Consider the following 20,887-nt stretch of genomic DNA (forward strand, 5'->3'; position numbering starts at 1 on the left):
CGATGCGGACGGCCGGTTCGCCGAGCTCCTGGGCTACGGTCCGATCCCGCCCAGTGCCGCAGCGAAAGCGTTACGGGACGCACCCTCATTCCGGAAAGTGCTGGCGGACCCGATCCGGCCGGCACAGCTGAACCTGGACACGAAACGGTACCGGCCAACACCGGATCAGCGGACCTGGCTCACCTTGAAGTACGGACTGGACGAAGACGCCGCCCCCTACCTCCCGGTCGGGGTTACCACTGGTGCCGAGATCGACCACGTGATCGAACGACAACACGGCGGACCCACCAACGTGACGAACCTGGCACCGCTCAAACCCCGCCTGCACCGGTTGAAGACGGTGACCGGGATCCGGTTGGACCCGAAACCCGACGGCGGCATCCGCGTCCGCACACCCACCGGATACGACAGCGACCCACCACCCTTCTAACGGCCAGCGGGCCCGGCTTATCGTGAGGGCGAAGATCGGAGTCCTCGCATGCTCTTTCGTCACCGCGGCGCGTCGCCATCGATCGATGACTCCGCCTATATCGCTCCGTCTGCCGTGATCGTGGGTGACGTTCGAATCGCTGCGGGTGTGCGCATCCTGCATGGCGCTGTCGTCACCGCGGAAGACGGTGAGGTGACCATCGGCGAGAACTGCGTCGTGATGGAGCACGCGCTCGTCCGCGGTCGGGCCGGGCATCCGGTGCACATCGGATCCTCCGTGCTGATCGGCCCGCACAGCCATGTGAACGGCAGCGTCGTGGACGACGAAGCGTTCATCGCGACGGGTGCATCGTTGTTCCCGGGCAGCCGTATCGGCGCCGGCGCAGAGGTGCGGATCAACGGTGTCGTGCACGTGAACACTGTCGTGCCCGCCGGCGCCGTAGTCCCGATCGGGTGGGTGGCGGTGGGCGATCCGGCCGAGATCCTGCCGCCCGAGAAGCACGACGAGATCTGGGCGATCCAGCGCGAGCTCGACTTCGGTCGAACCGTTTACGGTGTCGGCCGCGACGTTCCGATGAGCGAACTCATGCGCCGGCAGTCCGCCTACTACGGCGCGCACGCAGAGGACGAGCGGCTCGACTGACCGTCAGCCGCACCACGCTGGGCGCCGCAGCGTTTGCCGGCGACGTGCCGACGGATGCCCGCAGGTTGCAGCACCGCTGGGAATCGATCATCGACCTCCGCACGGCGATCCGGGGGCTCGCCCGCTGCTTCCTGTGTGCCGTGGTCTTCCTCGCCTGACGGCAGCCCGAGGACAATCGTCACCATGAGACGCGGAGCGGTGCCGGAATGAAGCTCAGCGAGACGGATGCCCGTGAGCGGCTGGCATCGGCCCCCGTTGCCCGGCTCGCGACAGTCCGCGCCGACGGAAGTCCGCACATCGTTCCCGTCACGTTCGCGGTAGAGGGCGACCTCGTCTTCACGGCGGTGGATCACAAACCGAAGACCACGCGCGCGCTGCTGCGTCTGGACAACATCGCGAGGCATCCGCGGGTCGCGTTGCTCGCGGACCACTACAGCGATGACTGGGACGACCTGTGGTGGGTGCGCGTCGACGGGCACGCGAGCGTCCTCGCCGATGCCGAAGAGACAGAGCATCCGCTCGATGCGCTCGTCGAGCGGTACGAGCAGTATCACGACCGCCGTCCAGGCGGACCGGTGATCGTGATCCGCGTCGACCGCTGGAGCGGTTGGTCGAGTTCGTAGCGCCACGCAAGGGGTGGCCACACGCAGCCGATTCGTGAGATTCCTTGAGGATGCCGCCCAGCTCTCCGCCCGCCGCGCTCGAGGTGTTCGCCCCGATCGACGACCGGCCCTTGCTGCTGGCCCTGCGTGCCCTCAAGCTCGGCGACCTCCTCGTGGCAGCCCCTGCGTTGAAGGGTCTCGCTCGCACGTTCGACGACCACGCGGTCGTGTTCGCGGGGCCCGCGTGGCTGGTGCCGATCGCGCGGCTGGTGCCGGGCATCCGCGCGCTGCTTCCCACGAAGGGGCTCGACGACCCCCTCGCCATCGAGCCGGGTCTGGTCGACATCGCGGCCAACCTGCACGGCAACGGGCCGGAGAGCCGCGGACTGATCGCAGCGCTCAACGCGCGCGAGCTGATCCAGCACGCGCCCGGCGACGGAATGAAAGGTGTGATCCGACAGGACCCGCGCGAGCCGGAGTGGCTCGATGGCATCCACGAGCGCACACGATGGGTGCGCCTGGTGAACGCGTTCGGAGTGGATGCCCGTGACACCGACGTAGGCATCCTCACCCCGTCTGCGCCGCCGCTGGCGTCTGACGCGGTGGTCATCCACGTCGGGGCGTTCTACGGCTCGCGGCAATGGCCGGTCGATCGTTTCGCTGTCGTCGCGCGAGCACGAGCCGCGGAAGGGGACACCGTGGTGATCACCGGGGGAGAGGCGGACCGCGAGCGCGCCAGAGCCGTCGTGCGGGCATCCGGGCTCCCCGCCGAGGCGATGCTCGCCGGACGCCTCGCACTCGACGAACTGGCCGCGCTGATCGCCGCCGCCCGCCTCGTGATCAGTGCAGACACGGGCGCCGCGCATCTGGCATCCGCCTACGGCACTCCCTCAGTCGTGATCTTCGGGCCCGCACCGGTAGAGGAGTGGGGGCCCCCACCCGGACCGCACATCGCGCTCACGGATGCCTCGGCGCGGCGCGGCGAGACGTTCGCGTCGGAGCCCGACCCGGCGCTTCTCGCGGTGACGGCCGACGACGTGCTCGAGGCCGCGCAGCGGCTCGCGTAACCCGCAGACGACGTCACGCGGCGAACCATTCCCCGCTGCCGAGCAGCGACCGGAGGCGGGCGAGCGTCGAGGTGAGCAGGCGTGACACCTGCATCTGGGTCACGCCGATCTCCTGCGCGATCTCGGACTGGGTGCGCTCCTCGTAGAAGCGGCGGTAGATGATCAGGCGCTCGCGTGGCGGCAGCTCCCGGCACGCCAGCCGAAGCGACTGCACGCGTTCCGCCCGCTCGAGCGCGTGGTCGCCGGAATCGAGCGTGTCGCCGAACGGAGTGCGCTCGTCTGCGGTGGAGACCGGCGCATCCAGCGACATCGGATGCATCGCGCGGCTGCAGCCCATCGCCTCCTCGATGCGGTCAGCAGGCTGGCCGACATGCTCGGCGATCTCATCGCGACTCGGGTCTCGCCCGAGCTGCTGCGCCATCCGCGGCACCTCGTGCTCCACGGTGCTCCTCAGCTCCTGCAGCGACCGCGGTGGCCGCACGAACCAGCAGTTGTCGCGGAAGTGCCGCTTGATCTCGCCGGCGATGGTGGGCACGGCGAACGAGGCGAAGTCGTCCGATCGCTCCGGATCGAAGCGCTCGGCGGCCTTCACGAGACCGAGGTAGGCGACCTGGCGGAGATCGTCGGCATCTTGGCGGCGTCCCGCATAGCGGTGCGCGATCGCGTCGGCGAGCTGAAGGTGGCTCACGACGAGTTCGCGGCGACCCAAGTGGATGCTGTCCGCATCCTGACAGCGGATGCTGCGGAATCGCTCGCTGCGGCGCACGCGGCGAGCCCGCTCGGATGCCTGACGGAGGTCGCGGCGAACGCTGCGGCTGAGGTGTTGCGGCGGCATGGTTCTCCTCGCTTCGCTTCGTGGTGCTGGCGCACCGTTCTCTCACGGTGCTGAACGCACCGGGGCGGTTTCGCTGTCGGCGGCGGGCGATCCAAACGACACTTCGAAGCAATCACCGCTCCGCTCAGGGATGAACCCGTTGCGAAGAAGGAGAAGGAGGAGTAGCAGTGCGCGGACGCGCGACGTCCGCCGCCGGCACCGGTCGGGCGCAGGTGGGTGTCAACCCCTTCAGGCACCCTTCGGTCCCGTCGACCATCGGAGAATGGCCAGACGACCGGACGACCGTCGCGACCCGACACTGGTGCGCAACCAGCCGGCGTTGCGCAGTTCGACGGGGCGGGTGTGGCTCGTCGTCGGCGCCATCATGGCCGCAATCTGCGTCTTCGTGCTGCTGCTGCAGCTTCGCAACAGCGTGCCCCTCGCGGTGCTCGGTGCGATCGTTGTGGCTGTGCTCTATGGGGCGATGGTGCTGGTGCGCGTGTTCCTCCCGCAGCCGCCTCGACTCGTCGTCATGGCGTGCTTCTTCGCCGCGATCCCGGTCTGGACGATCGTGTGGCTGCTGCTGATCATCGCGCGCGTGCAGTGAGCGGTCCGTCTACCCTCCGCCTCGCAGCCGGGGCTCCAGCTCGGCGACGAAGAAGTCCATGAAACCGTCCGGATCCGGCCCCGCATTCTGCAGCACCACGTGGTCGAAACCCGCGTCGACGAACGGCCGGATCACGGCCAGGTGCCTCTCCACGTCCGGTCCGCACGCGAACTGCTCGCGAACATCCTCGACGCGTACGGTTCTGGATGCCGCCTCGAAGTTCACCGGGTTCGGGAGCTCGCTCATCACCTTCCACCCACCGAGCGCCCACCTGTTCGTCTCGTGAGCGGCCTCCGCGGCCTCTTGCTCGGTGGGCGCCCACGCCAGCGGCGCCTCGGCGAACCTCGGGCCGGTGCCACCGGCCGACCTGAAGCCCTCGACGATGGATGACTTGGGCTCCACCGCGAACAGCCCGCCTCCCAGCTCCCCCGCGAGCGCAGCGGACATGCTGCCACTCGCCGCGACAGCGATCACCGGCGGGGTCTCGGGCAGGTCGAACACCCGGGCGTCGTCGACCGTGTAGTACAGCCCGTCATAGCTGTGGTAGCCGGGGTGCCACAGCATCGAGATGATCTCGACCGCCTCACGCAGCCGGTCGTGCCGTTCGTGCACGCCGGGGAACGCTCCGATCACGTGCTCGTTCAGCCGTTCGCCGGCTCCGACGCCCAGCGTGAAGCGTCCGTCGGAGAGCACCGCCAGCGTCGCGGCGGCCTGCGCGATGATCGCGGGGTGGTAACGGAAGGTCGGACACGTCACGCCCGTCGCGAGACCCAGCGTCGTCGTGCGCGCCGCGATGGCGCCGAGCACGACCCACGTGAACGGCGAGTGCCCTTGCTCTTCCACCCACGGGTGGTAGTGGTCACTGATCTCCACGAAATCGAAGCCCGCCTCCTCGGCGCGCAACGCCTGGCGCACGAGCTCCTGAGGGCCGAACGCCTCGCTCGACAGCTTGTATCCGATCTGCATGATGCTCCTTCGTGGTCGTGTGACTGGTCGTGTCGCCGTCTGCACGGCCTCAGATGGTCGCAACCGAGCCGCCGTCGACCCGGTAGTTCGATCCGACGACGAACGACGCGGCATCCGAGCAGAGGAAGACGATGACGGATGCCACCTCGTCCGGCTGGCCGCGCCGCTTCAGCTCGAGGAACGGCCGCTCGTCGTCGAGGAACGACCGGATCGCGCCGTCCACGCTCGTGCCCAGCTGCTCCGCGCGTTTGCGCATCATCGCGTCGGTCATCGGCGTGTGGATGAACGCCGGCGAGACCGCGTTCACGAGGAGTCCGTCCTCGGCGTAAGCGCGCGACAGTCCCTTCGACAGTGCGAGGATGCCTGCTTTCGCGGCGCAGTAGGGGAGCTCGTTCGCGTACGGCTGCACGCCGTCCTCCGACGAGATGAACACCAGCCGGCCCCAGCCGCGGCGCAGGTCGGGCAGGAACTCCCGCGCGACGCGCACGGGCCCGAGCAGGTCGGTCTCGATCGTGTTCGTCCAGCCCGCGTCGTCGATCTTGTCGAAAGCACCCTGGGCACCGGTGATGCCGGCGGACTGCACCAGGATGTCGACCGGTCCGACCGCCTGCGCCGTGAGTTCGTGCAGGCGGGCGAGGTCATCCAGGTCGGTGATGTCCGCGGCGAATGCGTGCACGGTTCCGGGTGGCGCACCGAGGCGTTCTACCGCATCGTCGAGCTTCGCCTGTTCGAGGTCGGTGATGACGACCGTCGCGCCCTCGCGGAGGAGTGCGCGGGCGGTGTGCCATCCGATCCCCGAGTCGCCGCCGGTGACCAGCGCCTTCTTGCCTTCGATGCCGAGATCCATGCGTCGATCCAAGGGCGCGCGGATGCTTCACGGCAGGCATTGCACGATGCTGGCACGCGTGGAGAATGGGCCGCCGCGTGCTGTCCCGTGTTCGTGCCTCGGCTGGGCGGACCGCTCTCGCCGAACCGTGCCGGTACCGTGGATGATCGATGGAGGACTCATGAAGGTCACCGTGAACCCGACCACGTGCATCGCCTCCGGTTTTTGCAGCCGGACGGCGCCGAACGTGTTCGCGAACCGAGAAGAGGACGACGGGTTCGTGAGCGTCATCGACGAGCATCCACCCCGATCGGAATGGGCTGCCGCCCGTGAGGCCGAGGCCTTGTGCCCCTCGGCGACGATCCGCTTGGAAGAGGACGACGCGGTCTGACGTGGCCGTGCGGCTATGTCTCTCGCTCGGGGGCAAGGCGGCGACGTCGAGTCATGTCACTCCGCGGGAGACCGGCGGTGTTGGATGCGTCGAGAGGCCGATGGATCCTCGCTCATCTGCTGAGGGCTGCCGTGATGAAGACGGTGAGTGACGCGTTGTGATCGTCGGCCATGACGCTCCTTGATGTGTAGAGATCTCCCGCAGCACTTGATACCTAGAATCCGGATGCCTAGGATACCTACTTATGGCGCACGATCGGATCAAGGGGAACCTCGACCTCCTGCTGCTCGCCGCGCTCGCCGCGGGACCGGCGCACGGGTACGAACTCGTGGCGAGCATCCGGGACCGCAGCGACGGCGAGTTCGTCCTGGCCGAGGGCACGGTCTACCCGGCGCTGCACGGTCTCGAGTCGCGCGGCCTCGTCACCAGCTCCTGGCAGGTCGTCGCCGGCCGACGACGCCGCGTCTACGAGCTCAGCAGGGCCGGGCGCGATGCCCGTGATCAGCAGGCGGCCGATTGGTGTCGATTCGCCAGTGGCATGAACCGAGTGGTGGGAGATCCTTCATGACCAGCGACCGTATCGACGGCTACCTCGACGACATGCTCGATCGTCTCGAGGGAACGGCGGCAGAGCGTCGCCGGATGCTCAGCGAAGCAGAGACGCACCTCCGCGACTCAGCCGACTCGTTCATGCGGGGCGGCATGGATGCCGACGCCGCGCAGTCCGCGGCGATTGCTGCTTTCGGCGATGCTCCGATGATCGCGTCGGCGTCGAATCGCCGCCGTCCGGCTGAGCTGCTGGCCGCGTTCGTTCGCGCGGCGGCTCAGCTGGGCGTGTACGGCTTCGCTGCCATCGGCGTGGCCGCACTCTTGGCGCGCGGCCTGGCGCTCGTGACGTCCACGCAGTGGGTCTATGGTGCGCCTGCCGGCTACCGGTTCACGGCGGCCCAGTGTGCGCACTGGCTCGCCGTTCAGCCCGGTGCGACCAACTGTCACGTAGCCGCCGCGATGGAGAGCTCCGACGACTCGTTCCTCTTCGTCCTCGCCGCTGCGATCATCGGATTGATCGTCGCGGGAGTCATCCTCGGAGCGATGCGGCTGGCTCGACGGCGCCCGGCCAGCCCCGCAGCTCGACTCCCGCGCAGCGTCGTCGCCGCCATCGGGGCGACCGCATTCCTCGGTGCCGGTATCGCCCTCCTCGCTGCCGGCGCCGCCGACGGCATCTCCCGTATCGCTTGGGGACAGGGCGTGCTCTACACCGACGGAGTGGTGGCGCTGATCTTCGGCATCGTGTTCCTCGTCCGGTTCCTCCTCACCATCCGACCGGTGTCTGCAGCCGCGGCATGACTCGCGCTCTCACCGTCGTCCTCAGCGGCGTCGTCGGTGTCGCGCTCGGGGCACTCAGCGGCCGGATCCTGTTCGGCGGCTCCGCTTGGAACCTGATCCCGTGGGCGATCGTCGCGATCGCCATCGGAGTCGTCGCCGGCAACCTCCGGACCGCGCTGCTGGCATCCGCCATCTACGGATACCTGCTCGTGGCGGCGTTCCTCTACGCCGCGAACACAGGTGACACGCCCTTCGCGGGGCAGATCCTCTTCGCGCTCACCCTCGCTCTCATCGGGCCCGTCTTCTCGATCGGGCTGACGGTGATCGCCCGCCTGGTCTACCTGCGGATTGGAGGGCGCCGACCCTCGAAGCGCTGACGTGCCGCCGGGGCATCCGGGGGCCAGGGGTCAGTCGGTGGGCATGGGCAGCTTGTCGTCGACGGTGCGCAGCACATAATCGAGCTCTTCTTGTGTGAAGGTGCCGGGGTGACGCACCAGCACCTTTCCTGCCGGCGAGAGGATCGCCGTGTAGGGCAGATCGGATGCCTCGAAACGTGCGGCCTGAGTACCTTTGGCATCCGAGAGCACGGGGAAGGTCAGATGGTGCCGAGCGATCGCGGCCCTTCCCTCCGTCGGGTTGTCGTCGACATCGACCCCCAGGAAGTCCACCGTGTTCCCGAGCGCGGCGTGCTCTGCCTCGGCGGCATCGAGTTGGCTGGCGCAGGCGGTGCAGGTGCTCGACCAGAAGTCCAGCACGGTGTACTCACCATGGTCGGACGCGCTTGACGTCGTCCCAGTCTCAGTCGATGCGGCGTTGCCGCCGGCAGGTCCGAGCACGGGACCGCTGACGGGCGCCGGAGTGTCGCCGATCTCGGTGCCTCCGGGAAGCGCGGCCGGGAGATCCTTCCCTGCCACATGCGTTTGCTCGGAGCTGGGGAGGGCGTCGTTGGCGAGAACGGCGAGTCCGTGGGAGAAGGGGGCGGTGTCGGCGTCCTGCGTGCCGAAGTCGGCGATATCGGCATCGGTGCCGTTCGGCTTGATGATGAAGATCTCGGTGCCGTGCGCGACCGACTTCGTTGCCGGATCGAGCTGGATGTTCACCCCGTACGCGTGGGCTGTGGCCGCAAGCTGCTTTGGTGTTCCGGTGCCGAAGTACCAATTGCCAAGGTGGCCGAGGCCATGCTGGTTCGTCCACGTCTGCACCGCCGCGGTCGATGGATAGTACGGGTTGGCGTTGATCGAGACGAACGCGATGTGTTTGCGGGCGTTCGCGCCGAGGTCGTTGTCGGCCGCGATCACGTCCTGTGCGAACAGGGCGCAAAGGTCGGCGCACTGGTCGTCGTTGAAGGTCAGAACAATGACGTCTCCCTTGAATCGCGCGAGCGTCAGTGGACTGCCGTCTTCATTGGTGAGGTCGAACTCAGGGGCGCGGACGGTTCCATCGCTCGTGAGCGTATCCATGGAGAGCAGGTCAGCGGTCGGCTTGTTGATGCCCGGCCTGCCCTGGTAGTCGTTCTGCTTGGAGCCGTCGGCCGCCCCTGGGGCGAACATGGCGACCGTGAACACGCCGGCGAGGAGGACGACGAGCGTGACGGCCGCGGTCACGAGAAGCCAGCGTGTGTTCGTTCGTTGAGCCGGAGCAGAACGCTCGGGCGGGCGGCTCGTGTCGCCGGGCGTCATCGACGGTTCCCTTCTGCCTCCGCACGATGGGGGCTGCGTTGGTGCTGTCCAGGATGCCTACTCGCCGTCGCCAGGGCGATCATGGCGCCGACCACGAGCGCCGTGCAGAGGACCGCGCTGGCCATCCACCAGGTGTCCAGCCAGGACACGACAGTCGACTGCACCTGATCGACGCCGCCGATGACCGGCGCGATCAGGTCAGGCGCGCCGAGCACATGCATCCAGTACGCGATGAGGTAGAGGCCGACAATGATGCAGATTCCTCCAGCAATCCGGGGAAGCACTCGCGCCACGGGATGCAGCGCACGCAGCGTCGCTGGCCCGCTGAATGCACAGATCAGGGATGCGGCAGTAGCGAACAGGCCCATGCCCAGCGCGTATGCCACGAACACGGCAACGCTCTGCACGGGCGTGGCGGTGGAGAGAGATGAGCCGACCGCGGCGACGAAGATCGGCAACGAGCAGCTGAGGGACCCGATGGCATAGGCGGCGCCGAACCCGATCATCGTGACGGTGCCCGTGCCGGAACGGAACGAGAGCGCCGGAAGGTGCCAACCCGGCGCCTTGCCGATCATCGAGAGCACGCCGAGCACGAGGATGGCGGAGCCGACGAGCAGCATGATCCAGGGCGCGAGGTCGGTCACGGCGAACGCGAGCGAGGATTCCACGACGCCGGCGATGCCGAACACGACGACGAAGCCGAGGGAGAGGCATCCACCGGAACGCAGTGCCGTGAGTAGGCGGACCGGCCACGGACGGTCTACGTCATCGAGGAAGACGGTCAGATAGGCCGGCAGGAGAGGGAGACCGCACGGGTTGATCAGCCCGGTCAGGCCGATCGTGAACGCGTAGGCGATGAGCGCCCCGCCGATCATCGCGCCCCATCATGCTGCGTGGAGACTTCGTCTCGCTGTGCAAGGGCGGCGAGGGAGGCGTTGTAGGCGTCCAGGTCGATGTCGCCGAACTTCTCCACCCGACGTGCTTGTCGTTTCGCCGAGCGGTCCTCGCTGCGCTGCCACTGCAGGAACAGCACGCCCAGTACCAGCAGCGTGGGGAGCTCGGTGAACGCCCAGGCGATGCCGCCGGCGGTCTGCTGATCCGACAGGGGAGTCGAGGTTGCCCACGGCAACGCGGACGCGTAGTACTTCACCATGACGGTGGTCGCCATCATGAACACGATGCCGAAGAACGCGTGGAACGGCACTGTCGCGCTCAGCTCGGCGATCCGCAGCACCGGGCGGGAGAACGCTCCCATGACGCCGCCACCTCGGCGTGGCGATGGGTCCACGCCCAGGATTCCCCAGAAGTACAGGCATCCGATGGCCAGGAAGTGAAAGAGCATCAGGTTGTGTCCCCACCAGGTGACCATCAGCCAGTCGATCAGTGGCGTGAAGTAGAGCACGTACAGGCTGAACAGGAAGAGCAGGACGGTCACCACAGGACTGGCCACGACAGTCGCGAAACGCGAGTGCAGGAAGAGGAGCAAGAGATGTCGCGGACTGCGCCTTCCTCCCGTGGCGGGCAACGCGCGAAGCATCAGCGTGACCGGTGCGCCCAGCATGAGCAGTATCGGCGTCACCATGCCGATCACCATGTGCTGCAGCATGTGGATGCTGAAGAAGTCCATGCCGTAGCCGTCGAACCCCGTCGCGGTCATCAGTTCGAGGGTGAAGACTCCGAGCATCCACCAGACGATGCGACCCTTCGGCCAGCCGTCGCCCCTCCTGTGCAGGACGAAGACTCCTGCGAGATAGGCGACCGCCAGAAGAACACCGATCACGGGGAAGATCGGGATCGGCTGCGGATGGAACGCGAACAGCCGAAGATACGTGAGCGGTTGGTGGGGCATCCACATCGGACCACTCATCGACATCGGCCCCATCGAGCCGGTGCCGCTCATGCCGCCGCCGTTCATCGAACCGCCGCCGGCGGTCGCCAACGTCGCGTGCGCGAGGGAGACCAGAACCGGGACGGATGCAGATGTCATCGATGAGCCTCCCAAGCATCGCCACTTGCGCTTTTACAATAGTTGCACTTATACAAGCCCAGCAGTGGCGAAGCTGTGAGCGGGCATCCGGGTGGGATAGTGGAGTGGCTCGCGCCGATTGCGGGCGAGGAAGGATGTCGATGCGATGACCCCGCCTGAGACACCCGCCGGAGACGATGATGTATCCGCGGTCCTCACCGCATCACGTGCCATGCTCGGTGTCATTGCGCGATCTTTCGCCGGCACCCTGGAGACGGTGACCCTTCCCCAGTTCAGGGTGCTCGTTCTGCTGAGTTCCCTCGGCCCGCAGCGCACCGGCATCCTCGCCGAGCGGCTCGGAGCCAACCTCTCCACGTTCAGTCGGTCGCTTGACCGGATGGTCGCCTCTGGCTGGGTGCGACGCGAGCAGAACCCGGGAAGCCGGCGCGAGGTGATCATCACTCTCACGCCCGAGGGGGAGAGCATCGTCAACGACGTCACGCAGCGCCGCCGGGAGGATTTTCGCCGCATCCTCGTCCAACTCACGCCCGCCCAGCGAAGGCAGGTCTTCGAGGCGTTCGACGTCTTCAACTCTGCCGCCGGCGAGCCGACGGTCGAAGACCTCCTGCCGCTCGGCCTCTGACCCACGCGCCGTACTGCGATAGGCGGTGGGTCGTTGAGGTGCGACGCCTTACTTTCACTTTTGCAACTGTTGTAATCTTGCAAGTGCTGCGTGCTCCCGGTCGGGGATCGCAGCCTTTATGCATCCACAGTTGCGAGGACTCGAATGACCGCTCGTGCCGTCCGGCTCACGGGCCGACTCACCCGTGTGACGGATCGCATCGCCGGAAGCCTGCGGGGCTCGCGCGCAGGGCTGTTCGTGATCGCGATCATCGTTGGCGTGGGGGCCGGTCTTGGCGCCGTGGTGTTCCGCTACCTGATCTCGTTGTTCACGTGGGTGTTCACAGGGCAGACCGAGTTCGGGCAGGACGGCTGGGTGGGAAGCTCCCATCTGCCGTGGCTGGGCCTGGGGTTCCTCGTCGTGGTGCCTGTGATCGGCGGTCTGCTCTACGGGCCGTTGGTCTATCGGTTCGCCCGCGAAGCGCGGGGGCACGGCGTGCCAGAGGTGATGGTCGCCGTCGCCGAGAACGGAGGGCGGATCCGGCCCCAGGTCTCTGTCGTGAAGGCACTCGCATCGGCCCTCACGATCGGCACAGGAGGGTCGGTGGGCCGGGAGGGGCCCATCGTGCAGATCGGCTCGGCGCTGGCATCCAGCCTCGGTCAATGGATCCGGATGCCCGAGAACCGCATGCGGATCCTGGTCGCCTGCGGTGCCGGAGGCGGTATCGCGGCCACCTTCAACGCACCGATCACCGGCGTGTTCTTCGGGGTGGAGATCATCCTCCGCGAGATGTCGGTGGATGCTCTGTTCGCGGTCATGCTCTCCGCCATGGTCGCCGACGCGATCGCCATCCCGTTCCTCGGCAACGAGCACTTCCTCTCCGGTTTCCCGAACGGCATCGTGCTTCATGATCCGCGCAATTACCTGCTGATCGCGGTGCTGGCGGTGATCGCCGCGCTGATTGGGCTGCTGTTCAAGACCGTGCTCTATGGACTGGAAGACCTCGCCGACAAGCTCTGGAAGGGTCGTCCGGAATGGCTGCGGCCCGCGGCCGGCGGTCTCGTGCTGGGGCTCGTGCTGCTTGCCGTGCCCCAGATGTACGGGGTCGGGTATCCGGTGATGTTCGAGGCCGTTGCCGGGAACTACGCGCTCTGGTTCCTCTTGATCCTCGCGGCCGGCAAGATCCTGGCTACCAGTATCAGCCTCGCGATCGGTGGCTCCGGCGGGGTCTTCGCCCCTTCGTTGTTCATCGGGGTCACGTCCGGCATGGCGTTCGGAGTCGTCGCCGACCACCTCTTCGGCCCGAGCGCGGGCAACCCCGCGCTCTACGCCGTCGTGGCGATGGGGGCGGTGTTCACCTCGGCGGCGCGTGCACCACTGACCTCATTCGCCAGCGTCGTGGAGATGACCGGCGACTTCACGCTGACGCTCCCGGTGATGCTCGCCGTCGCTATCGCCACGGCGGTCTCCCGAGGTCTCAGCTACGGAACCATCTACACCACCAAGCTGCTGCGCCGCGGGCAAGACATCGAGCGGGCAGCACCGTGGCGCGCGTTCGCCGACCTCACTGCGGCACAGGTCATGAGTCCGCTGCGGACCCCGATCGAGCTCGTCAGCACACGGCACGCGACGCCTGCGGCAGAGGATGTCAGCGCGGATGTCGTCGACGCAGATCTGCCTGGAACCGTCACCCACGCTCGTGATCCGCAAGCCGTTTTCGCGACCGAGCCGATCACGGATGTGCTTCGGCAGCTCGACGAGTACGGGCGCGATGGTCTTCCCGTGCTGTCCGACGATGGCCGGCGGATCCAAGGCTGGATCACCAACCACTCGGCGGTCCAGACGATCACGCGTGAACTCGGCAAACATGTCACCGTCACCCCGTCCGACGCGTTCGTCGGCGGTGCCGGCCATTCTGCTCCGGAGGGCCCGGCGACCCCGCTGACCGGTTACCAGCTCGTCGAGGTCACCATCCCCCGAACCTCGCCCGCCGTCGGCAGGAAGCTCGGCAGCATCCCTTGGCCGCCCGGCCATCTGCCGGTCTCCTACGTGCGCGGTCCGCGCCTACGGCAACCCGACCCCGACATCACCATCGCGATCGGCGATCGCATCAATCTCCTCACCCGTACCACGACTGTGAGAGACGAGACACCTCGGTGAAGCGTGTCCTACTCCTCGCCGCCCCACCGGATCTCGCCGCCGCCGACGACCTCGAGGCCGTCCAGTTCGGCCATCGTCGAGGCATCCAGCACGATGTCGCCTACAGCGTTGTTCTCGTCGAGGTGCCGGGTGCTGGTCGTGCCGGGAATGAGCAGTGTGTTCGGGGTGCGCTGCAGCAGCCACGCCAGACCGATCTGTGAGGGTGTGGCGCCCAAGCGTTCAGCGGCCGCGATCACGGCAGGCTGCTCGACCACCTTCGCCAGGCCGGGGAACGCGCTGCCGAGCGGGAAGTACGGCACCCACGCGATGCCCTCGTCCACGGTGAGGCGGAGCATGTCGTCGAACTGCCGGTCGACGAGGCTGTAGGCGTTCTGCACGGCGGCGAGCCCGGCAGGCAGCGCATGCCGGAAGGTGTCGGTCGTCACGGCGCTCACACCGATCGCGGCGATGTCGCCGGCGTCGCGCAGCTCGATCAGCACGGCGAGCTGGTCGTCGAGCGGCACGTCCTGGTCGCCCTCGGCGCGCAGCCCGGGGCCGACCTCGGCGCGGCGCAGGTAGACGAGATCGAGACGATCGCGGTCCAGGGTGAGCAGATTGTTCCGGATGCTCGCCCGCAGCTGCTCGGGACGCTGCGCCAGCCGCAACGGGAACGGGCCGTCCGGGTCGCGTTCCGCGCCGATCTTGGTGGCGACGAACACGTCGTCGCGCTTGCCGACGACGCCTCGAATCACCTCGTTCACGAACCCTGGGCCGTAGAAGTCGGCGGTGTCGACGTGGTTCACGCCGGCATCGAGGGCGTGCTGCAGAACGGATGCCGCGGCATCCGGGTCGGCGTCGAGCCGCTCCAGCTGCATGGCGCCGTAGCCGATGCGGGCGACGGGCCGCCCGGCGAGGTCGTAGGTGCCGCCCAGCGAGGCGCGAACGGATGTGGAGTCGCTCATGGTTCTCCCTGCTTCAAGGGCCGCCCAGCGCTCCTGGTGCCAGGCGCGCTCGGCGGATAATGTGGGATGAAACGGAGGAAGCTCCGTTTACCAGAGAGCGTAACGGAGGGGCCTCCGCTTGTCTACTGCCGATGTTGAAACGTCCGCGCCCGAGCACGCGAACACGCCCGCACCGAAGCGCGACGAGCCGCCGAAGTTGCGCGCCGATGCGGCACGCAACCGCGCGCTGCTGCTCGACGCCGCCCGAGATGCGTTCGCCGACGCGGACGGCGTCACGCCGGTCTCGCTCGAGGCCATCGCCCGGGCTGCCGGGGTCGGAATCGGAACGCTGTACCGCAACTTCCCCACCCGTGAGTCGCTGGTGGAGGCGTTGCACGGCAGTGAGCTCGACGAGGTCGTGGCATCCGCGGGGCCGCTTCTCGAGGGCCGCGCCGCGTTCGATGCGCTGCGCCTATGGCTGGTGCGCTACACGCGTTTCGTCGCCACCAAACAGGGCATGGCCGACGCATTGCGCACGGCGATCGCCTCTGGCGCTATCCGCAAGAACGAGACGCGCGAGCGCATCACCGCGGCGGTGGGAACGCTTCTGGATGCCGGCGCCGCCGACGGCACGATCCGCCCGGATGTCGATCCGGGTGACCTTACCGCGATGCTCGTCGGCCTCTTCGTCGCGGCCGGCAACGCGAAAGACACCGCACGCGTCGGCCGCATGCTCGACCTGCTGATGGACGGCCTGCGGCCCCAGCGCTGAGCCGACCAGCACCCCACCTCCGGTGCGACTTGAACGGTCGGCGACCCTCGGGAGGCCGTCACGCCTCGCTCGTCAGCGCCTCCAACTCGGCGCGCAGCGAAGCGAGCTCGACGTCGCGGTCGACCTCATCCAGGGGCGTCGGCGCATCCGGCGTGTACTGCAGCGCGTGGTCCACGAGCGATGCGCTCACCTCGCGCCAGGCATCTTGCCGCGCCTTCTCGATCAGCCCGAGCAGGTACTCCTCTTCGCCGGCCTTCTGCCGCAGGGCCGACGCCGCCTCGGTGGCGACCATGAGCCGGTGACGCACGTTCGACTCGTCGCCGCGGCGGTAGTCGTGCACGTGCTGTGCCCGACCGACGCGCCCGATCGTGCGGGCGAGCTCATCGGTGAGCCGATCCGAGGCATCCTGAGACTCGGCCGCGAGCTCTTCGAACGCGGCGGATGCCTGCGGCAGATACTCCTGCGCGTCGTACGCCCGCGGTGACACGACGGCGTCCACCGCGATCGCGTTCTTGAGGCGCAGCCGCACCGCGTACTCCGAGATCATCAGACCTTCGGTGACGGACTGGTCGACGGTCGCCCGTTCTTGCACCTCGACGGCGGCGTCGTCGTACGGCTTGAGGATGCGCCGCTTGCGCCAGCGTGCGAACCAGCCCACGGCGTCTCCCTTCCGAGGGTTAAAGCTACCTGGACGACACTGCCGTTACTGTGGGCGAGTGGGAGGAACGACGGCGATCGAACGAGACCTCGAACTGGCCGACGGACGCAGCATCCGTTTCTGGGACACCGGCGCTCCGGACGGCGGCGACACCGGCCTCACGCTGATCTGGCACCACGGGACTCCGCAGACCGGGCGGCCCATCGAGCCGGTGGCCGATCCGGCTCTCGCGCGGGGCATCCGCGTCGTCTCGTGCGCCCGCGCCGGCTACTCGTTCACCCAACCGGCACCGGGCCGCACTGTGCAGGACGCCGGCGCGGACGTGGTCGCCGTCGCCTCCGAGCTCGGGCTCGAGCGGTATGTCACGGCGGGAGCATCCGGCGGCGGTCCGCACGCGCTGGCGTGCGCGGCGCTCGACCCCGAACGCGTCGCCGGCGTGGTCACGCTCGCCGGCATCGCGCCGTACACGGATGCGTACGACTGGTTCGGCGGGATGGCCTCGCCCGGCGGGCTGAAGGCGGCCCTCCGCGGTGGACGCGACGAGCGACGGCGCCACGGCGAGACGGCGGAGTTCGACATGGAGAGCTTCACCGATACCGACTGGGCCGCGCTCGACGAGGAGTGGGGCCCGCTCGGCGCGGACGCAAATCGCGCTTCGGCCGAGGCGACTGCCGACGGGAGCCCGGCGTGGGGTGAGATCGACGACGACGTCGCCTTCACGACGCCATGGGGCTTCGACCTTTCGGCGGTCGGATGCCCGACCCTCGTCGTGCAGGGCGGTCGCGATCGTGTCGTTCCGCCTTCGCACGGCCAATGGCAGGCCGGGCACCTGCCTCGCGCCCAGTTCTGGCAGCGGCCGAACGACGGTCACGTCTCCGTGCTGCGCGCCCTGCCCGTCGCTCTCGACTGGCTGCGCGACCTCTCACCGCGCTGAGCTTTCACCTTTCCCTCAGGAATTACCGGCATTCCCATACCTCACGTCGTTTAATCTCCATTACCGGGCTTTTCGTCGACGCCTGCTTGGCTGGACGGACGAAGCGGGATGACAGACTCAATCTGCCCGGAACGGATCACAGGCATCCACGACCCACAGCGAACACCCGAGCAGCGAACGACCGACGAAAGGCGGCCCACATGGCGGAACGGCGCGCGACCCGCGACGGCACCGGGCACACGCGTGCCGCGGCGCGCTCTGCGCGCGGTCCGCGTGGCATCGCCCGGCACGGCCGTCTGCGCTCGCACCCGTGGGCCACGTTCGGCAAGGTCGTGGCGTCCGTCGTCGTCGTCGCGGTGGTCAGCGTGCTCGGCATCGCCGGGGTGGCCGCCGCGAACCTCGTGAGCGACACGAAGAAGTCGTTCCATCTGCATGGCGAAGGTGCCCAGGCGATCCCGAACATCGCCGCGCTCAAGGGCGGGGTGAACATCCTGGTGGCCGCCTCCGACACGCGAAGCGGTCAGGGCGACTCGTGGGGCACGCTCGACGACAGCTCGGGCGCCGGCAACAACGACGTGACGATGCTGCTGCACCTCTCCTCCGACCACACGCACGCGATCGTCGTGAGCTACCCGCGCGATCTCATGATCCCGATCCCGGCGTGCGGCAACAACGACGCTCAAGATCAGGCCCAGTTCAACACGACCCTGTCCGAGGGCGGGATGTCGTGCGTGGCCGACACGGTGACGAAGATGACCGGCATCCAGATCCCGTTCGCAGCCGAGATCACGTTCGAGGGTGTCGTCGCGATGTCGAACGCCGTCGGCGGGGTGCCGGTGTGCATCGGCGGCAACGGAATCGACGACCCGGATACCAGCCTCAATCTGCCGGCCGGCGAGGTGACCCTCGAGGGGCAGAACGCGGCCGAGTTCCTGCGCACCCGGCACGGCGTCGGCGACGGCTCGGACCTCGCTCGTATCAGCAACCAGCAGGTGTTCCTCTCCTCGCTGGTGCGCACGATCATGAGCAACGGCACGTTGGCGAATCCGGTGAAGGTCTGGGGCCTCGCGAAGGCCACCGTCAGTAACGTGCACCTCTCCGACAACCTGAACGCGGCCACTCTCTACCAGATCGCCATGGCGCTGAAGGGCTTGAACTGGAGCAACATCGCGTTCGTTCAGTACCCGACGGTGGCAGACCCGGATAATACGAACCGCGTCATCCCCGATGAGGATGCCGCTCAGACGCTCAACGACGCGATTGTCAACGACCAGTACATCCAGATCACCGGGGGCACCGGTGACGGGTCGGTGACGTCATCCAGCCAGCCCGCACAGCAGCCGACGCCGAGCAGCACTCCATCGAGCGGCAAGTCGTCTGGCAAGAAGAGCACGGCCACCGCCGCGCCCTCGCCGAGCTCGACGCCGGTGCCGCTCAGCAGCAACGTGCACGGTCAGACCGCCGCGACGCAGACCTGCTCGAACGGTGCAGGCTAGCGTCAGCCGCAGCCCCGCCTCGTTCAGGTCGCACTTTTCGTCGACCCGGCCGCACTCTTGCAACGAAAACTGCGACCCGAGCGGGTCAGTCGCCGTCGACGGATGCCGCCAGCGGGCCCCAGAAGTAGTCGAACGCCTCCTGCGGTCCGGTCATGAACCGCTGCGACATGACCACGCCGACGAGGTCCCTCGACGGGTCGACGTACGCACTGGTGCCTGACCCTCCGGTCCAGCCCCAGCGCCCGGGCGCTGACCACGGATGCGGCCCGCCGGTCTCGACGGACGTGCACCAGCCCCAGCCGACCCCTGGTCCGGCGAGTTGGGCGAGACCGAGCTGCTGGCCGGCATCCAGTTGCGAGGAGGTGGCCTGCGACACCAGCTCGGCGGGCACGATCTGGCCCTCTGCGATGGCGGTGAGGATGCTCACGAACTCTGGCACCGTCGACACGAGTCCGCCGCCGAGGCTCTCGAACGCGGGCTCAGCCGAGAATGCGCGGTCGTACTCGGCGAATCCCTCCAACGCTTCACCGTTCACCCGGTACTGGCCAGGCAACCGCTCCTCAGTGAAGAACCCGGTGCGCGAGAGCGCGAGCGGGCCGGTGATCTCGCCGAGCAGCAGTTCGTGCAGCGGCTTGTCGCTGACGCGGGAGAGCAGGATGCCCAGCACATCCGAGCTGGTGTGGTACATCCAGCGCTCGCCCGGCTGGTACGCCAGAGGAAGCGCCGCGACGCGCTCGAGGTACTCATCCACTCCGAACGGCGGCGGCAGCGGTCCTACCGCGAACGGGCCCAGTTCGCGCGAGTACGGCGTGCTCTCGAACTGCAAGCCCATTCCGCTCGTGAACGTCAGCAGGTCGCGCACCGTGATCTCCCGCTCGGCGGGCACAGTGTCGTCGAGCGGCGCGTCGGGGGAGCGGAGCACGCGTCGATCGGCGAGCTCGGGCATCCATTCCGCGATCTCGTCGTCGAGGTCGAGCAGTCCGTCGCCGATCAGCTGCGCCGTCAGTGCCATGCCGACGATCTTGGTCAGCGAGGCGATGCGGAACGGCGTGTTCTCGGTCATCGGCACACTGCCGGTTTCGCCGGCGAAGTCATACGTGCCGGTCGAGTAGAACTGCGTCTGGCCGCGGTGGCGCACGCCGGCGACGATGCCGGGAGCCCAGCCGGATGCCACGCGCTCGTCGAGCGAGCGCCACACGTTGTCGAGGTTGAGGGGCATTGGTCCACCTTGCCTGCCTCCCAAACGGGGGTCAAGCTTCGACTGGTTGTAACGGGCATCCGCCATGGCGAAAGACCGTCGCGCTACGCCTATCGGCATCCGCTACAGATCATTCGTGTGGCGGATGCCGATGGCTGTAGCGGATGCCGATGGCTGTGGCGCGGGCGACGTGCGGAGTGCTCCACGCGGTCCGTTATGATGGTCGTCGTGTGTCCGCGCGGCGGCCGCACGAGGAGACGTCGCATAGTCAGGCCTAGTGCACCACCCTGCTAAGGTGGAGTCCCCGTAAGGGGACCGAGGGTTCAAATCCCTCCGTCTCCGCCGATCGCTCAGGGCCCGAGTTCCGCGGAATGACGCGGGAATTCGGGCCTTTCATTTACTTCGTCAGTTCGATCATGGCCGCATGGTGGCCGCCATCGATCGGTGCTCAGTCGCTGAGGAGCTTCGCTGCGACGGGAGCAAACTTCTGCCAGTAGTGGAAGATGCCGCCGTGGTCGGAGCTCGGGTAGATGATGAGCGCGGAGCCCGCGATCCGCCGGTGCAGGTCTGTGGAGAGGATCGAGGGGACCATGCGGTCGTTGTCGCCGTTGGCGATCAGCGTGGGCTGCGTGATCACCGAGAGATCTGACGGCGCGGAGCCGCCGTACCGCTGGATGGCCTTGAGCTGGCGGTAGAACTCATTGTTCCTGATGGCCTTGTCGCGAGTTCAAGGGTGTTGCCAGTGGCGTTCATGGGTGCTGCTCCTTGTCGATAGGTGCGGATAAAGGCGGTGGACGGAAAATCGGATCGT

The 20,887-nt window shown here is 67.8% G+C and carries 23 protein-coding genes, 1 tRNA gene and 1 pseudogene; 15 read left to right on the plus strand and 10 right to left on the minus strand.

Annotated elements, in window-relative coordinates; all coding sequences use genetic code 11:
* From ACYVII_RS13775 to ACYVII_RS13790, 4 genes are all read left to right on the plus strand, one after another.
* Window positions 1–430: HNH endonuclease signature motif containing protein (locus tag ACYVII_RS13775; RefSeq protein ID WP_460536005.1), on the plus strand; the 430-nt coding region annotated here is incomplete at its 5' end.
* Window positions 431–478: 48 nt separating this feature from the next.
* A complete protein-coding gene (locus tag ACYVII_RS13780; RefSeq protein WP_460536007.1) occupies window positions 479–1,072 on the plus strand; it encodes a gamma carbonic anhydrase family protein in 594 nt (197 codons plus the stop codon).
* A gap of 206 nt (window positions 1,073–1,278) precedes the next feature.
* Window positions 1,279–1,695, plus strand: coding sequence for a PNPOx family protein (locus ACYVII_RS13785; protein ID WP_460536009.1), 417 nt, complete (start codon window positions 1,279–1,281; stop codon window positions 1,693–1,695).
* 50 nt (window positions 1,696–1,745) lie between these two features.
* The gene (locus ACYVII_RS13790) at window positions 1,746–2,741 is read left to right on the plus strand and encodes a glycosyltransferase family 9 protein (protein WP_460536011.1); all 996 of its coding nucleotides are present in this window, start codon (window positions 1,746–1,748) and stop codon (window positions 2,739–2,741) included.
* A 13-nt stretch (window positions 2,742–2,754) separates the two neighbouring features.
* Here the strand turns inward: ACYVII_RS13790 and ACYVII_RS13795 are convergent, their stop codons facing one another.
* Entirely contained in the window at window positions 2,755–3,576 is an 822-nt protein-coding gene (locus tag ACYVII_RS13795; protein ID WP_460536013.1) for a sigma-70 family RNA polymerase sigma factor, read from the minus strand.
* A 262-nt stretch (window positions 3,577–3,838) separates the two neighbouring features.
* Between ACYVII_RS13795 and ACYVII_RS13800 the strand changes: the two genes are divergently transcribed.
* The gene (locus tag ACYVII_RS13800; protein ID WP_460536015.1) at window positions 3,839–4,162 is read left to right on the plus strand and encodes a hypothetical protein; all 324 of its coding nucleotides are present in this window, start codon (window positions 3,839–3,841) and stop codon (window positions 4,160–4,162) included.
* Window positions 4,163–4,171: 9 nt separating this feature from the next.
* Here ACYVII_RS13800 and ACYVII_RS13805 read toward each other — a convergent pair whose 3' ends face one another.
* Window positions 4,172–5,128, minus strand: coding sequence for an LLM class oxidoreductase (locus ACYVII_RS13805; protein WP_460536017.1), 957 nt, complete (start codon window positions 5,126–5,128; stop codon window positions 4,172–4,174).
* 49 nt (window positions 5,129–5,177) lie between these two features.
* Window positions 5,178–5,975 (minus strand): SDR family NAD(P)-dependent oxidoreductase, encoded by a 798-nt coding sequence (locus tag ACYVII_RS13810; RefSeq protein WP_460536019.1) that lies wholly within the window; start codon window positions 5,973–5,975, stop codon window positions 5,178–5,180.
* A 160-nt stretch (window positions 5,976–6,135) separates the two neighbouring features.
* Here ACYVII_RS13810 and ACYVII_RS13815 point away from each other — a divergent pair, with 160 nt between their 5' ends.
* The 4 genes from ACYVII_RS13815 (at window position 6,136) to ACYVII_RS13830 (ending at window position 8,048) form a co-directional block, all read left to right on the plus strand.
* The gene (locus ACYVII_RS13815; protein WP_460536021.1) at window positions 6,136–6,345 is read left to right on the plus strand and encodes a ferredoxin; all 210 of its coding nucleotides are present in this window, start codon (window positions 6,136–6,138) and stop codon (window positions 6,343–6,345) included.
* 244 nt (window positions 6,346–6,589) lie between these two features.
* Complete coding sequence (locus tag ACYVII_RS13820) at window positions 6,590–6,913, plus strand: PadR family transcriptional regulator (protein WP_460536023.1); 324 nt, start codon at window positions 6,590–6,592, stop codon at window positions 6,911–6,913.
* Entirely contained in the window at window positions 6,910–7,692 is a 783-nt protein-coding gene (locus ACYVII_RS13825) for a permease prefix domain 1-containing protein (protein ID WP_460536025.1), read from the plus strand. Before ACYVII_RS13820 ends, ACYVII_RS13825 begins: the two co-directional genes overlap by 4 nt.
* Window positions 7,689–8,048, plus strand: coding sequence for a hypothetical protein (locus ACYVII_RS13830; RefSeq protein ID WP_460536028.1), 360 nt, complete (start codon window positions 7,689–7,691; stop codon window positions 8,046–8,048). Before ACYVII_RS13825 ends, ACYVII_RS13830 begins: the two co-directional genes overlap by 4 nt.
* 30 nt (window positions 8,049–8,078) lie before the next feature.
* On the opposite strand, the gene ACYVII_RS13835 is transcribed toward ACYVII_RS13830, so the two are convergent.
* The 3 genes from ACYVII_RS13835 to ACYVII_RS13845 form a co-directional block, all read right to left on the minus strand.
* On the minus strand, window positions 8,079–9,275 hold the full coding sequence (locus ACYVII_RS13835; protein WP_460536030.1) for a redoxin domain-containing protein: 1,197 nt from the start codon (window positions 9,273–9,275) through the stop codon (window positions 8,079–8,081).
* A gap of 71 nt (window positions 9,276–9,346) precedes the next feature.
* Window positions 9,347–10,225, minus strand: coding sequence for a cytochrome c biogenesis CcdA family protein (locus ACYVII_RS13840; protein WP_460536032.1), 879 nt, complete (start codon window positions 10,223–10,225; stop codon window positions 9,347–9,349).
* Window positions 10,222–11,337, minus strand: a complete 1,116-nt coding sequence (locus ACYVII_RS13845; protein ID WP_460536034.1) for a cytochrome c oxidase assembly protein — start codon at window positions 11,335–11,337, stop codon at window positions 10,222–10,224. Before ACYVII_RS13845 ends, ACYVII_RS13840 begins: the two co-directional genes overlap by 4 nt.
* Window positions 11,338–11,593: 256 nt before the next feature.
* On the opposite strand from ACYVII_RS13845, the gene ACYVII_RS13850 reads away from it, so the two are divergent.
* Together ACYVII_RS13850 and ACYVII_RS13855 are read left to right on the plus strand one after the other, a co-directional pair.
* On the plus strand, window positions 11,594–11,959 hold the full coding sequence (locus ACYVII_RS13850; protein ID WP_460536036.1) for a MarR family winged helix-turn-helix transcriptional regulator: 366 nt from the start codon (window positions 11,594–11,596) through the stop codon (window positions 11,957–11,959).
* A 144-nt stretch (window positions 11,960–12,103) separates the two neighbouring features.
* A complete protein-coding gene (locus tag ACYVII_RS13855; protein WP_460536038.1) occupies window positions 12,104–14,098 on the plus strand; it encodes a chloride channel protein in 1,995 nt (664 codons plus the stop codon).
* An 8-nt stretch (window positions 14,099–14,106) separates the two neighbouring features.
* Here ACYVII_RS13855 and ACYVII_RS13860 read toward each other — a convergent pair whose 3' ends face one another.
* Window positions 14,107–15,039 carry an aldo/keto reductase gene (locus tag ACYVII_RS13860; RefSeq protein WP_460536040.1) on the minus strand — a complete coding sequence of 311 codons (933 nt, stop codon included), beginning with the start codon at window positions 15,037–15,039 and terminating at the stop codon, window positions 14,107–14,109.
* Window positions 15,040–15,157: 118 nt separating this feature from the next.
* Here ACYVII_RS13860 and ACYVII_RS13865 point away from each other — a divergent pair, with 118 nt between their 5' ends.
* Window positions 15,158–15,790 carry a TetR/AcrR family transcriptional regulator gene (locus ACYVII_RS13865; protein WP_460536041.1) on the plus strand — a complete coding sequence of 211 codons (633 nt, stop codon included), beginning with the start codon at window positions 15,158–15,160 and terminating at the stop codon, window positions 15,788–15,790.
* A 58-nt stretch (window positions 15,791–15,848) separates the two neighbouring features.
* Here the strand turns inward: ACYVII_RS13865 and ACYVII_RS13870 are convergent, their stop codons facing one another.
* Window positions 15,849–16,448: a hypothetical protein gene (locus ACYVII_RS13870; RefSeq protein WP_460536043.1), complete on the minus strand. Its 600-nt coding sequence runs from the start codon at window positions 16,446–16,448 to the stop codon at window positions 15,849–15,851.
* Between the two features lie 58 nt (window positions 16,449–16,506).
* Here ACYVII_RS13870 and ACYVII_RS13875 point away from each other — a divergent pair, with 58 nt between their 5' ends.
* Both ACYVII_RS13875 and ACYVII_RS13880 read left to right on the plus strand, forming a co-directional pair.
* Window positions 16,507–17,382, plus strand: a complete 876-nt coding sequence (locus tag ACYVII_RS13875; RefSeq protein WP_460536045.1) for an alpha/beta fold hydrolase — start codon at window positions 16,507–16,509, stop codon at window positions 17,380–17,382.
* Window positions 17,383–17,582: 200 nt separating this feature from the next.
* On the plus strand, window positions 17,583–18,878 hold the full coding sequence (locus ACYVII_RS13880; RefSeq protein ID WP_460536047.1) for an LCP family protein: 1,296 nt from the start codon (window positions 17,583–17,585) through the stop codon (window positions 18,876–18,878).
* An 85-nt stretch (window positions 18,879–18,963) separates the two neighbouring features.
* Here ACYVII_RS13880 and ACYVII_RS13885 read toward each other — a convergent pair whose 3' ends face one another.
* Window positions 18,964–20,097 (minus strand): serine hydrolase domain-containing protein, encoded by a 1,134-nt coding sequence (locus tag ACYVII_RS13885; protein WP_460536050.1) that lies wholly within the window; start codon window positions 20,095–20,097, stop codon window positions 18,964–18,966.
* Between the two features lie 232 nt (window positions 20,098–20,329).
* Between ACYVII_RS13885 and ACYVII_RS13890 the strand changes: the two genes are divergently transcribed.
* Window positions 20,330–20,418: transfer RNA gene (locus tag ACYVII_RS13890), tRNA-Ser, on the plus strand.
* Window positions 20,419–20,524: 106 nt separating this feature from the next.
* On the opposite strand, the pseudogene ACYVII_RS13895 reads toward ACYVII_RS13890, so the two are convergent.
* Window positions 20,525–20,800: pseudogene (locus ACYVII_RS13895) on the minus strand (alpha/beta fold hydrolase); the annotation flags it as partial.
* Window positions 20,801–20,887: the final 87 nt, after the last annotated feature.

The sequence above is a fragment of the Humibacter ginsengiterrae genome, from assembly GCF_054780115.1.